This is a genomic window from Dyella silvae (assembly GCF_026421305.1).
Lineage (GTDB): Bacteria > Pseudomonadota > Gammaproteobacteria > Xanthomonadales > Rhodanobacteraceae > Dyella > Dyella silvae.
The window spans coordinates 274,425-286,156 of the sequence record NZ_JAPJBQ010000001.1 but is presented as its reverse complement, the minus strand read 5'-3'; the positions used below and the strand labels follow the sequence as shown (position 1 = coordinate 286,156).

Sequence of the window (11,732 nt, the reverse complement as noted above, 5' to 3'; positions counted from 1 at the left end):
TATTCGCCTGCGTTACGCAAGCATCTTTTCTACCGGCAACACGAACATCTCGCGTGCACCGGCTTTCTTGATCTCTTCCAGCTGGCGCCAGCTCACTTCGCCAGCGCACAGCGCCTGCAGCATGAGCTGGTCGGGCTGTCCGGCTACCGGCAGCAAGGTTGGCTGCGGACCGCCCGGCAACAGGCGGATGACGGCATCCAGCGCGTGACGTGGCGCTTGCAACAGCAGCAGGCGCGATTCGCGCACCTGGATAACACCGTCCAGTCGTTTCAGCAGCAGATCGATCATGTCGCCACGCTCGTCGGTCGGCAGCGTCTGCGGACCAGCGAGTACCGCCTCGCTCTCCAGCAGCACTTCCACCTCGCGCAGCTGATTGGCCACCAGCGTGCCGCCGCTCTGCACCAGATCGCAGATGGCATCGGCCGTACCCAGCTTGGGAGCAATCTCTACCGAACCGGCCAACGTGACCACGCCCGCTTCCACGCCCCGCTCGCGCAACCACGCACCCAGCAAACCGGGATAGGACGTGGCGATGCGCTGACCGTGCAGCTGCTCGGGTTCGCGGTAATCCATCTCCTGCGGTACAGCGATGGAAAGACGGCAGCGTCCGAACCCCAGCGGCCGCCATTCGGCCAGTTCGGGCCCTTCACGGCCGTCGGTCTGCTGGAACTCGCTGAGCACGTTGCGCCCCACGATGCCCAGGTCGCATACGCCTTGCGAGATCAGCCCCGGAATATCGTCATCGCGCACGAGCAGGAGGTCGACGGGCTCGCCTTCACCAAAGCAGAACAGCTTGTCACGGCTCTGACGGAAGGTAAGGCCACAACGGTTGAGCAGCTCGAGTGCCGGCTCGGTGAGCCGGCCGGACTTCTGCATCGCGATTCGCAGTCGGTCGCGCGGCTTCATGCTTTTACCTTCTTGCTGGCCGCACGGCGGCGGGCGGCACGGGCGGAAGCGGCGAGATAGCCACCGCTGCCCTGGTTGAGAAAACGCGCAACGCGGCCGATGGTCGTGATGCTTACCGCGGTTCGCTCATGGATTTCGCGGTAGGACACGCCGTCCAGCAGGTACGGCACCACGCGCCAGCGATCCACCAGCACTTCCAGCTCGGCGGGCGTGCACAGGTCGTGCAGGAAGGCCGACATCTCCTCGGCATTCTTCAGCGACAGCAAAGCCTCGCAAAGACTGAGTTCGGCGGACTCCGCAGGGGTCTCGGGATCGAGCGATCGACGCTTCATAATGTACTAATGCATTAATACGATGGAGCGCATCATACGCGACGTTCCGCAGCGCAGCAAGCCGGTTGGGACGCCACCTCCGGCGCGGGTTAAGCCTTCCGCACTAGCGCGACCGGCACCCAACCTTTGGCGTATCGCAAGCTCTGCAACTTCTTGCGAGTATCCGCCGGTCGTTGCCGCAAGATCCCGGACATGGAGATGCTGCCAATGAGTCCTTTCGAAGTACCTTGGGGTCGCGCGGGCCAGTTGCAGGCGACCATGACGGTCACCCGATTGCTCAGCCAGCTGGTCGAGCAAGGCTTTCTGGACGGCGCGCCGGGGACGCTGGCAGACCAATTGGTCACCAACGTCTGGGCGAGGAAGCCCGATCTGTTCGAAGGAAAAATCGGCCCGAAACCCCACAAGGTCTCCGTTGCAGCCATTGCCCTGGCATCCGCCACGCACCGGGCGGCTCAGCGTTGCGACGACACGCTTTGCAGCACCTATATGCTGGGCCTCAGCCTGCTACTTGATGAGATTGGGAGAACGGCCAGGTCGTACCGATTCCACACCGTGGATCACCAGCTGCTGGATGCCGCTGCAACCATGCTTTCCGGCAACCTCGACGACCTGCAGCGAGACCCCCTGCTCCACTGGCACGGCCTCTGACGAGGCACTGGTCGCGCCTGCGCCGATTCGCTAAATTAGATAGGTAGCCTACCTATTTACCCAGCGAGCGGACCATGACGATCAGCTCAACGACCCCGAACGACGCCCTCGCATTGGCTGAGCAACTGCGCCCGGCCCTGCGGCGCCTTTACCGGCAACTTCGCAGCGACACGGGCAGCGAAACCATTTCCCCGCTCCATAGCCAGCTGCTGGTCGTTATCGACGAACACCCCGGCATCGGCGTCGGTGAATTGGCGCAACTGGAAAAGCTGCGTAGCCCAACCATGAGCGGCCACATCAAAAGCATGGTGACCGCCGGCTGGGTGAAGCGCATGGATGCCGCCTCAGGCGATGGGCGCCGCGTGGGGCTGGCGATCACTACGAGCGGGCGCGCGCTCATCCACGCCAAACGCAAGCAACGCACCGATCGCCTCGCTCAGGCGCTGGCACGACTCTCTCCCGAATCGCTCGATGCGATCCGCTCCGCCATTCCCGCATTGAACGAACTGGACGCATGAGCCTTTCCAACACTCCATCGACCACCGCCGATCACACCCACGCTCCGACGGCGCAAGAAGTCCGTCGGGTTTTCTACGGTCTGGTCATCGTGCTGGCGTTGGGCGCCATCGACCAGAGCATTGTCGCCACGGCCTTGCCCCGCATCGTGAGCGACCTCGGCGGCATCAGCCACCTCTCCTGGGTGGTCACGGCATACATACTTGCATCAACGGCCACCATGCCGCTGTACGGCAAGCTGAGCGATCAGTACGGGCGCAAGCCCATGGTGACCATCGCCATCCTGACGTTTCTGCTGGGGTCGGTACTGAGCGGTGCATCGCGCAACCTGCCTCAGCTGATCGTGTTTCGCGCCATTCAAGGCATAGGCGCCGGCGGCCTGTTGCCACTCGCGCAGATCATCATCGGCGACATGGTGCCACCCAGGGAACGCGGCAAACGCCAGGGCGTCATTGCTGCCATCTTCGCCATCTGCAGCGTATTGGGGCCGTTGCTCGGCGGCATCATCACCGACGTGCTGTCGTGGCACTGGATCTTCTACGTCAACCTCCCCGTGGGCGCCGTGGCGCTGGTGATGATCAACAGAACGCTGCGCCAGTACGCCCCGCTGCACGCGCGCCGCATCGATTACCTGGGGTCTGTATTGATGACTGCCGCCACGGTCTCGCTGTTGCTGGTGCTTACGCTGGGCGGTAGCGAATGGCCGTGGGCATCCCTCCCCATCGCCAGCCTGGCCGCCTGCGCCATCGTTACCGGCGTGTTGTTTGTGCGGCACGTGAAGCACGAACCGGAACCGGTGTTACCGCTTGGCCTGTTCCACAACCGCTTGTTCGTCGTCGCCAGCATCGTGATGGCACTGACCTTTATGGGCTTGCTCGGCGCAACGCTGTTTTTCCCGCTGTTCTTTCAGTTGGTGATGGGTGCGAGCCCTGCCCGTTCCGGTCTGCTCATCGGGCCATTGATGGCCGGCATGGCGCTGTCGTCACTGTTCAACGGCCGCGTGCTGTTGCGAGCCGGACGCTACAAACCCGCACAGGTCTCGGGACTCACCCTGGCCACCATCGCCTTCGCTGTACTCACCTGGTGCGCCGCCACCTCGCAAGGCCTCGGCACGATCGAGCCGGCTATCCTTTCGCTGGGTCTTGGCCTTGGTCTGGTGATGCCGAACATGACCATTGCCGTACAGAACGCGCTCGCCCCGGTGCATCGGGGTGTCGGTACCGCCACGCTGACCTTTTTCCGCTCGCTGGGAGGGCTGATAGGCGTTGCCGGCTCGGGCGCCGTGCTGGCCTGGCAATTGCGTCGCCAGAACGGCGGTGCGCTGCCGCACATGACGATGTTCCCGGAAGGCGGCGGGGCGGACAGCGCGCTCACGCACCATGTTCAGGCTGCTACCGTCGCGCTCTACCGGCACGCCATCGCATCAACCTTCACGGCTGGAACCTGCGTGGTGGCACTTGCCCTGCTGGTGATCCTGCTGCTGCCGGAAATTCCTTTGCGGGATCGTCTCCACACGCCCTCGCCCGCCACCGAATAAGGAGCACGGAATGCTCGCTTCGCCACGGAATGCCTGGCTCTCGCTATCGGCCTCATGGATAAACCTGACGGTCGTGGTGTTCGCGCTGACGGCAGGCATCCTGCAATCGACGCGAGCCGATCTCGACCCGTTCGTGATGCCATTGAGCGCCTATCTCAGAGGGCCCGGCGGCGCGTGGCTTCGCTTCGCTTACTACTTCATGGCCACGGGGCTCGCCTGCCTGGCGTGGGTCAGTTACCGGGTAACGCGCGAAGATCTTCGCAGCCGATTGGCCAGCGTGCTGTTTCTCATCGCCGCCGTCACATTGCCGATCGTCGCAGCAACGGTGCTCTATCAACAGACGCCACAGGAGAATCTCGCGCAACTGATTCATGGCCAAGCGGCGCAAACCACTTTCCTGTGCCTGGTGATGGGTATGGTGCTGCTGTCGTCGCGATGGGTGCGCGATCCGCGCATGCGTTACATGGGATATTGGGGCGTGGTGCTCGCGTGGGCGGCTTTCGCTCAGATGTGGCTGCTGGCCCTGTGGAAAGGGTTGCCATCCGGCCTTATGCAAAAGGTGCTTATTGTGCTGATCCTGCTGTGGCTGGGTTGGGCGGCAAGGCAATTGCGCCGGGCTGGCGCATCGCAAGCTTGAGTCGTGCACAAGTGCGCGACCCATCCCGCCTCAAGCCATAAAAAAGGGCGCCGAAGCGCCCTTTTTGTTTGCCGGCTTACTGAGCAAACACCCGCTGCCGCACCAGCTCACAGATGGCTCGCACATCGCCATCCATCGCGCGGTCACGCGACATGAAGCCAATCTGCTTGCGCACGGCATCGTGCGCCTTTCGCACAGCGGCACCGGCATGGAAATCGCCGACGTTAGCCAGCGCAGCCGTCAACTGCTGTACCTCAGTCACAAACTGCGCGTAATGCGGATGATCTTCGCGCGGCGCGTTGGATACCTTGCCGGCCAGCGCCTGCCAATGACCGCGTGCAGCGAGGCGGCAGGCCGCATTGAGCATGGCCTGGCGGAAATCCAGTGCCTGCGCCGCCGTGTAGAGCTCCATCGCCACCACGTGACCGAGGTCTTCCATCATCTCCAGCACGTGACGGGCCTCGTTGGCACCCATCGAGACATGGTCTTCGGCATTGGCACTGGTCGGCACCGAATACACGCTGGCAGGGTGCGCACGCGTGGCCAGGTCGTTGACCAGCGCCGCCGCGGTGTACTGCACGATCATGAAGCCTGAGTCCGTGCCATCTTCATTGCCGGTGAGGAACGCCGGCAGGCCATCGTTGGTGGCCGGGTCCACGAGCTTGTTGAGACGACGCTCGGAGATCGAGGCCAACACGGGAATGGCCGCCTTCACGTAGCTCATGGCCAGCGCCAGCGGCATGCCATGGAAGTGGCCCGCGGAGATCACCTGCTCCTCGATGAACTGCGCGTCCTCTGCATCCGGGAAGATCAGCGGATTGTCGGTCACCGAATTCAATTCGATGTCGATGACACGGCAGGCCTGCGCCCAGGCGTCGCGCACTGCGCCATGCACCTGCGGCATGCAACGCAGGCAATAGGCATCCTGCGGCTGATGCTTTTTGCCGCCCTTGAACGGCAGGAAGCGCGAATAGAAAGCCTCGCGGCCATGACGCTGGTTGGCGGGCACCCAGTCCCAGCCGATATCGAACGTGAGCGCCTGATCGGCCGGATCGGCCCATGCCTCCGCACTCCACTGCCGGAAGCGCGGCACGAGGTGATACGGAATGTCGACCAGCGTGCTGCCTTCCAGCAGCTCGCGCACATGGGCCGCGGTTTCCACCTGTCCCGGATGCGGACGCAATGCATGAACCTCGGGGCGCAGTGCGCCGCTGCGGCCGGCAAAGGCATCGAGTGTCATGGCGGCCGCCAGGTCGGCAAGATCCAGCAAATGCTCCAGCTCATCCAGCGCGAGCGTCGCGGTCGCCAGCATCTGCGCCGTGCCGTTATTGAGCGCCAGGCCCTCCTTGAAGGACAACCGGATCGGGCTGAGGCCCGCGCGCTTGAGCGCATCGGCACCGCTCATGCGCTCGCCTTGATAGAACGCCTCACCACCGCCCAGCAACACGATGGCCAGATGCGACAGCGGCGCAAGGTCGCCACTGGCGCCTACCGAACCCTTCTCCGGCACCACCGGCACGACGCCGGCGTTGAGCATGGCGGTGAGCGCCTTCAACGTTTCCACGCGAATGCCCGAGTGGCCGCGCATCAACGTGTTGATGCGAATCACCAGCATGGCGCGCACGACTTCCGGCGCAAACGGCTTGCCCACGCACACGGCATGCGTGGTGATGAGGTTGTGCTGCAATTCTTCCAGCAGCGTGCCTTCCGGCTTGTCCGGGTTGCCGCCCGGCAGCTCGTCGCGCAGACGGTGAGCGCCAAGCAGCTTGTCCGCGTTGCTTCCGAAACCCGTGGTCACGCCATAGGTCGGCTCGCCGCAGCTCACCTTATCGGCGAGGAAATCGGCAGCCCGCTGCACACGCTTGAGCTGCGTCTCGTCCAGTTCCACGCGCAAACCCTGGCGCGACACGGCCACCAGCTGATCGCGGGTCAGGCTATTGCCGTCCAGGAGTATCGTCTTTGCCGTCATGCTTGCTCCGAGCCCGGACGGGCTTTCAATAGGTGAGTAGGTCGCCGTTGCCGCGCCTTCAAGGCACGGCAACGGTGCACGCGTACGTGCTTAGCGGCTGATTTCGGCCTGTGCCAGTTCGACACGCAGTGTCTTGATCAGTTCGGCGCGGGACACCTCGAACTGATCTTCGCGGCGAAGATCCTTCACCGTCACCACGCCCTTGGCGATCTCATCCTCGCCGAGCACGATCACAAAGCGAATGCCCGCGCGGTTGGCGTACTTGAACTGCTTGCCGAGCTTGCCGCCTTCCAGCACCACCTCGGTGGCGATACCGGCGCCACGCAGCTCACTGGCCAAGGCCAGATATGCGGGCAGTTGGGCTTCGTCCATCTGCGTCACCAGCACATCAACGGTGCTCTCGCCGGTGGCGATCAGGCCCGCGTCGCGCAACTGCCAGTAAAGCCGCGTCAGGCCGATGGAGATGCCGACACCGGGCAGCCTGGACTTGGTGTACTGACCGGCGAGATTTTCGTAGCGGCCACCCGAGCAGATCGAGCCGATCTGCGGGTAATCGTTGAGCGTGGTTTCGTACACGGTGCCCGTGTAGTAATCCAGGCCGCGCGCGATCGAGAAGTTCAGCATGTAATGCGATTCGGGCACGCCGAAGTCGCGGATCATGCCCAGCACTTCCTTCAGCTCAGCACGGCCCTGCTCCAGTGCCTCGCCGCCCGAACCCAGCGCATCGAGCTTGTCGAACGCATCCTGCAGCGAGGTCGAACGCCCCTGCGAGAAGTCGAGGATCTTCTGCGCCGTCTCGGCACTCAGTCCGAACTGCGGACCGGTCAGCGTTTCGCGCAGGTAGTCGGCGCCGCGCTTGTCGAGCTTGTCCACCTCGCGCAACACCAGCGTCTGCATCTCGCCGTCGAGAATGCCCAGGCTTTCGTAGAAGCCGCGGATCAGCTTGCGGTTGTTGATCTGGATGGTGAACGCGCCGATGTTGAGCTCTCGGAACACGCTATAGATGACGGCGGGCAGTTCGGCGTCATAACGCACCGACAGGCTGTCCTTACCGATCACATCGATGTCGCACTGGTAGAACTCACGGAACCGGCCGCGCTGAGCACGCTCGCCGCGGTACACGCGCTGCATCTGGTAGCGGCGGAACGGGAACGACAGGTCATGCTCGTGCTCGGCCACATAACGGGCCAGCGGCACGGTGAGATCAAAGCGCAGCGCCAGATCCGGTTTCTCACCCTGCTCCAGCGAACCTGTCGACTGCACGAAATAGACCTGACGCTCGGTCTCACCGCCGGTCTTGGTCAGCAGCACGTCGGAAAATTCGATCACCGGCGTTTCCACCGGCAGGAAGCCAAAGCGCTCATAGTTGCGACGGATCACGTCGAGCATGCGCTGGAACGCAATCTGATCGAGCGGCAGCAGCTCGAGCACGCCGGGCATGGTGCGGGCCGGGGTAAGCGCCATGAAATCCTCTGCTAAGCGATATGAAAAGGTCGGCCGAACGGGTCGTTGGCGACCTGTTCGACAGAGCCGCATAGGTTAGCAGAAGGCCGTCCCCAGCCCCTCCTCAGGAGGTGCTGCGACACCCTTGCGAACGGCCGGGAAGAAATTTCTTCACAAACTGTTGCCAAGCCCTCGAGGTGTCATTAAGATACGCGGCTCCCACGGGGTGTAGCTCAGCCTGGTAGAGCGCTACGTTCGGGACGTAGAAGTCGCATGTTCGAATCATGTCACCCCGACCAAAATTCAATAAAAAAGCCGGCCTAGTGCCGGCTTTTTTATTGGCTCCACGGCCGCTTGCGTCACTGGCGCAGCGGGAGAAACACCGCGAACGACGCGCCCTGCGGGTCGCTCAGCACAGCGAAGCGGCCGATATTGGGAATATCGGTTGGTTGCACGCACACTTCAGCGCCCAGCTTCCTGGCTTTGGCCGTGGTCGCGTCCACGTCGGTGACATAGACGTAAGGCAGCCACATGGACGAGGGCCCGCCATCGTGCGACTTCATAAGACCGCCACGCCGCTCGCTCTCGCCCTGTTTGAGCACGTAGTAAGTGCCACCAGGTGAAGGCATGGCATCGTGCTTCAGGCCGAACAACCCTTCATAGAAGGACAGCGCCTTTTCGGCGTCGCTGGCATGCAGTTCGTGCCAGCACCAATGTCCGGGCGGCACATCGGCATCGGGCTTGTCGTCGATGGTGCTACGCCAGATGGAAAACATGGCACCGACCGGATCGATCATGGTGGCGCCGCGCCCCACCGGCGGAAAGTCGGTGGGCGGCATGCAGGTTTTGGCACCTGCCCCGGTGGCTTTCTTGTGGCTCGCATCGACGTCTGCGACGCTCAGGTAGATGCCCCAGTTGGTGGGCTCACCTTCCTGTGCAGATCGAAAACCGCCAATACCTTCGCCGGCATTCATGATGACGTGATAGGTGCTGCCTGCCACATCCATGGGCGAGTCATTCCAACCGAACAAGCCTTCATAGAACGCACGTGCTTTCACAGGGTCGGCACTGGCGTGCTCGACCCATACGAGTTTTCCGGCTTCTGTTTTCATAGGTTTGCCTCTTCGCTTCGAGTACACGAACGATGGGCGCCGATCCGCGGCACCGATGCCGCGAATCGGCGGGAGACTGGCTATGCCGCAGTGAAAATGGCTTCGGTGGCGATGTAGCTTTCGCGCGCGCGCATCAGTGCCTGGCCACGGCGGATATTCGGATACTTGCCCATCAGGGCAGCACCCTCCGGATAGCGCTCCAGATAGCAGAGGATGGGTGCCAGCAAGTAGTCGCACATGGAAGCCGCAGAGCCCGCGAGATAGTCCTGTCCGCCATAGGCTTTTTCGAACACGGCGAGCTGGCGATCAATCTCGGGCAGCGCCGCATCAATGACCGCGCGATCCGGTTCACCGTTGGCGCCCTTGGGGAACAGGTATTGCACCACGTAGCGGCGCACCACCGCGTCATAGAAGTAACAGTTGATCACGCTGATCCATTGCTCATTGCGCGCACGCGATGTCAGCCCGCCCGTGGGCAGCAGACTTGGACCGTCGAAAGCCTCATCGATGTAGCCGAGGATGGCGCGGGTTTCATAGAACTCGATGACGCCATCGCGAAACACCGGAATACGTGAGAAGGGGTTGATCTCCGTCACTTCAGGCGAACTGGGGGCGGCAGGTTGCAGCGTGTAGGCCACGCCCTTCTCCGCCAGCGCCATACGCACCGTACGGCAATAAGTGCTGCGCGGGTCGCCGATGACGGTGACGGTCGCGGCACTGCCTTCGGGATCGAGGTAGTCGACCAGGTTGTTGAACACAGAGTGCCAACCGGCCATGTGTCCATCGCGGAACATCGCATCCGGGAAACCGGTATGCCGCATATGCAATGCAGTGCCGCCATCTTTGGCCGTCAGCGTGACTTCGATCAGGGTGACGCGGCCGGTCATGGGGCCTTGCTCCCACGACCAGGTGTAAGCCAGGAAATCCGCGCGATCGAGCACCTGGTATTCACCGCCTGCGGCAAAGCTGGAGCCATCGCGCGCCGCCATGGCGATGCGGTAGCGTCCACCGATGCGGGCATCGGCACTGGCATCGGTGACATGCATGCCTCGTGGGCAATGCCACGCGGCAAGCGCGTCCTGACGGACGAAGGCATCGAACACCTTCTCACGCGGTGCCCGGATGAAACGCGTCATTTCAAGCTCGAAGCTGGCCGCTTCCGCCTGAGTTCGTTCCGCAACTGCTGTCATGGCTTTTTCCTCCGCGCACCGGCGGTGCGCTTGATGTGATCGGTGTCGCCAGCGTGCGTACGTTCGACGAATTCAACCAGGCGATCGAGGTTGTCTTCCCAATGGCGACGATAGGTTTCGAGCCAGCCGTGCGCGCCTCTCAAGGCGTCCGCGCGCAGGTGGCAGATGCGCCAGCGCGCATCGATTTCGCGCTCGATCAGTCCAGCTTCGGCCAGAACGCGTAGATGCCGTGAGATGGCGGGTGCCGAAATGCTGAACGGGTTGGCCAACTCGCTGACGGTGGCCTCCCCTTCGGCGAGGCGCTCAAGGATGGCGCGGCGCGTGGGGTCAGCCAGTGCAGCGAAGGTGATCGAGAGGGTGTCGGGGACGGTGGACATACCGTCACTTAACCACTTGGTTAATCGACAGTCAAGTGCCGGAGACAGCGGGAGAAATGACGCCTGAAAAAATGCCCTCTATCGCCTCAGGTCATCCCAGTGACGGCTGAGATCCAGCGGCCTCGCCCTCTGCAGAAGCAAAGACACCAGATCTGCCCCCTCGGAGGCTGGAATGACGAAATGGGAGAGGTGGAGGAAACCGCTGACGGAGACTCAGACTTCCAGCGCCAGCGCGGTCAGCTGATCGAGCTCTTCGTCATCAAAACCGGCGGCCAGCCGCGCAGGACGATTGAACGGCCCACGCAGATTTCGCCCCATATAGTCGCGCAGCAGATCAAGGAAGGTTTCGCGCGGATCGATGCCATCACGCTCGCAGCAATGGCGGAACCAGCGCGTACCCGCCGCCACGTGTGCCACTTCCTCGCGCAGGATCACTTCGAGGATCGCGACCGTGCGCGTATCGCCCACGCTCAACAGTCGCTCGATCATGCCGGGCGTGACATCAAGCCCGCGCGCTTCGAGCACACGCGGCACCAGTGCCATGCGTGCGGTGTCGTGATGCGCGGTTTTCTCGGCCATTTCCCACAGACCGTTGTGTGCGTCGAAATCGCCGTAGGCGTGGCCAAGTTCGGCGAGGCGCTCGGACAGCATGGCGAAGTGACGCGCTTCATCGTTCGCGCAGCTGGCCCAGTCCCGGTAGTAATCGAGCGGCTTGCCGCGAAAGCGGTACACCGCATCCCACGCGAGGTTGATCGCGTTGAATTCGATATGAGCTACGGCGTGCACGAGTGCGGCGCGCCCTTCTGGCGTGCCCAGGCCGCGGTGCGGCACCTGGCGCTGCGGCACCAGCTGCGGTTTTTCGGGACGACCGGGAGAACGAATGGGCTCCGGCACCTGCGATGCGTCATCGGGGGCCAATTCACCCGTCAGGAACGCCTCCCACGTTGCGTGAGTAAGGCGCAGCTTTTCAGCCGGGTCAGTGGCGTCGAGGCAGCGCTTGGCGGCGGCGTGGAGGTCGGCGGTCATGAGCAATGATCGCAAGAAGGACTATCTGTGGGAGCGCAC

The 11,732-nt window shown here is 63.0% G+C and carries 12 protein-coding genes and 1 tRNA gene; 5 read left to right on the top strand and 8 right to left on the bottom strand.

The window, feature by feature from the left end; translation table 11 throughout:
- Nucleotides 1-12 precede the first annotated feature (12 nt).
- Both hisG and OQE56_RS01280 read right to left on the bottom strand, forming a co-directional pair.
- Complete coding sequence (hisG, locus tag OQE56_RS01285) at nt 13-906, bottom strand: ATP phosphoribosyltransferase (RefSeq protein ID WP_267220774.1); 894 nt, start codon at nt 904-906, stop codon at nt 13-15.
- Nucleotides 903-1,238, bottom strand: a complete 336-nt coding sequence (locus OQE56_RS01280; protein ID WP_267220772.1) for a YerC/YecD family TrpR-related protein — start codon at nt 1,236-1,238, stop codon at nt 903-905. Before OQE56_RS01280 ends, hisG begins: the two co-directional genes overlap by 4 nt.
- A 207-nt stretch (nt 1,239-1,445) precedes the next feature.
- On the opposite strand from OQE56_RS01280, the gene OQE56_RS01275 reads away from it, so the two are divergent.
- The 4 genes from OQE56_RS01275 (at nt 1,446) to OQE56_RS01260 (ending at nt 4,576) form a co-directional block, all read left to right on the top strand.
- On the top strand, nt 1,446-1,886 hold the full coding sequence (locus OQE56_RS01275; protein WP_267220771.1) for a hypothetical protein: 441 nt from the start codon (nt 1,446-1,448) through the stop codon (nt 1,884-1,886).
- Nucleotides 1,887-1,960: 74 nt separating this feature from the next.
- Nucleotides 1,961-2,404 (top strand): MarR family winged helix-turn-helix transcriptional regulator, encoded by a 444-nt coding sequence (locus tag OQE56_RS01270; RefSeq protein ID WP_267220769.1) that lies wholly within the window; start codon nt 1,961-1,963, stop codon nt 2,402-2,404.
- Nucleotides 2,401-3,939, top strand: a complete 1,539-nt coding sequence (locus OQE56_RS01265; protein ID WP_267220767.1) for an MDR family MFS transporter — start codon at nt 2,401-2,403, stop codon at nt 3,937-3,939. The genes OQE56_RS01270 and OQE56_RS01265 overlap by 4 nt, the downstream gene beginning before the upstream one ends.
- 10 nt (nt 3,940-3,949) lie before the next feature.
- Entirely contained in the window at nt 3,950-4,576 is a 627-nt protein-coding gene (locus OQE56_RS01260) for a DUF998 domain-containing protein (protein WP_267220765.1), read from the top strand.
- Between the two features lie 76 nt (nt 4,577-4,652).
- Here OQE56_RS01260 and OQE56_RS01255 read toward each other — a convergent pair whose 3' ends face one another.
- Nucleotides 4,653-6,545, bottom strand: a complete 1,893-nt coding sequence (locus tag OQE56_RS01255; protein ID WP_267220763.1) for an HAL/PAL/TAL family ammonia-lyase — start codon at nt 6,543-6,545, stop codon at nt 4,653-4,655.
- 90 nt (nt 6,546-6,635) lie between these two features.
- Nucleotides 6,636-8,009: a histidine--tRNA ligase gene (hisS, locus tag OQE56_RS01250; RefSeq protein ID WP_267220761.1), complete on the bottom strand. Its 1,374-nt coding sequence runs from the start codon at nt 8,007-8,009 to the stop codon at nt 6,636-6,638.
- A gap of 201 nt (nt 8,010-8,210) precedes the next feature.
- On the opposite strand from hisS, the gene OQE56_RS01245 reads away from it, so the two are divergent.
- A tRNA-Pro gene (locus tag OQE56_RS01245) sits at nt 8,211-8,287 on the top strand.
- A gap of 60 nt (nt 8,288-8,347) precedes the next feature.
- On the opposite strand, the gene OQE56_RS01240 is transcribed toward OQE56_RS01245, so the two are convergent.
- The 4 genes from OQE56_RS01240 to OQE56_RS01225 all read right to left on the bottom strand — a co-directional run bounded on the left by OQE56_RS01240 (nt 8,348) and on the right by OQE56_RS01225 (nt 11,693).
- Nucleotides 8,348-9,100: a VOC family protein gene (locus tag OQE56_RS01240; protein WP_267220759.1), complete on the bottom strand. Its 753-nt coding sequence runs from the start codon at nt 9,098-9,100 to the stop codon at nt 8,348-8,350.
- A gap of 80 nt (nt 9,101-9,180) precedes the next feature.
- Entirely contained in the window at nt 9,181-10,290 is a 1,110-nt protein-coding gene (locus tag OQE56_RS01235) for an SRPBCC domain-containing protein (RefSeq protein ID WP_267220757.1), read from the bottom strand.
- Nucleotides 10,287-10,667, bottom strand: a complete 381-nt coding sequence (locus tag OQE56_RS01230; RefSeq protein ID WP_267220755.1) for an ArsR/SmtB family transcription factor — start codon at nt 10,665-10,667, stop codon at nt 10,287-10,289. The genes OQE56_RS01235 and OQE56_RS01230 overlap by 4 nt, the downstream gene beginning before the upstream one ends.
- Before the next feature lie 213 nt (nt 10,668-10,880).
- Nucleotides 10,881-11,693, bottom strand: a complete 813-nt coding sequence (locus tag OQE56_RS01225) for a ferritin-like domain-containing protein (RefSeq protein WP_267220753.1) — start codon at nt 11,691-11,693, stop codon at nt 10,881-10,883.
- Nucleotides 11,694-11,732: the final 39 nt, after the last annotated feature.

What these genes read in the sequence shown, in the direction of transcription:
- hisG (WP_267220774.1), bottom strand. Translation starts at nt 906, where the DNA reads ATGAAGCCGCGCGACCGACTGCGAATCGCGATGCAGAAGTCCGGCCGG.
- OQE56_RS01280 (WP_267220772.1), bottom strand. Translation starts at nt 1,238, where the DNA reads ATGAAGCGTCGATCGCTCGATCCCGAGACCCCTGCGGAGTCCGCCGAA.
- OQE56_RS01275 (WP_267220771.1), top strand. Translation starts at nt 1,446, where the DNA reads ATGAGTCCTTTCGAAGTACCTTGGGGTCGCGCGGGCCAGTTGCAGGCG.
- OQE56_RS01270 (WP_267220769.1), top strand. Translation starts at nt 1,961, where the DNA reads ATGACGATCAGCTCAACGACCCCGAACGACGCCCTCGCATTGGCTGAG.
- OQE56_RS01265 (WP_267220767.1), top strand. Translation starts at nt 2,401, where the DNA reads ATGAGCCTTTCCAACACTCCATCGACCACCGCCGATCACACCCACGCT.
- OQE56_RS01260 (WP_267220765.1), top strand. Translation starts at nt 3,950, where the DNA reads ATGCTCGCTTCGCCACGGAATGCCTGGCTCTCGCTATCGGCCTCATGG.
- OQE56_RS01255 (WP_267220763.1), bottom strand. Translation starts at nt 6,545, where the DNA reads ATGACGGCAAAGACGATACTCCTGGACGGCAATAGCCTGACCCGCGAT.
- hisS (WP_267220761.1), bottom strand. Translation starts at nt 8,009, where the DNA reads ATGGCGCTTACCCCGGCCCGCACCATGCCCGGCGTGCTCGAGCTGCTG.
- OQE56_RS01240 (WP_267220759.1), bottom strand. Translation starts at nt 9,100, where the DNA reads ATGAAAACAGAAGCCGGAAAACTCGTATGGGTCGAGCACGCCAGTGCC.
- OQE56_RS01235 (WP_267220757.1), bottom strand. Translation starts at nt 10,290, where the DNA reads ATGACAGCAGTTGCGGAACGAACTCAGGCGGAAGCGGCCAGCTTCGAG.
- OQE56_RS01230 (WP_267220755.1), bottom strand. Translation starts at nt 10,667, where the DNA reads ATGTCCACCGTCCCCGACACCCTCTCGATCACCTTCGCTGCACTGGCT.
- OQE56_RS01225 (WP_267220753.1), bottom strand. Translation starts at nt 11,693, where the DNA reads ATGACCGCCGACCTCCACGCCGCCGCCAAGCGCTGCCTCGACGCCACT.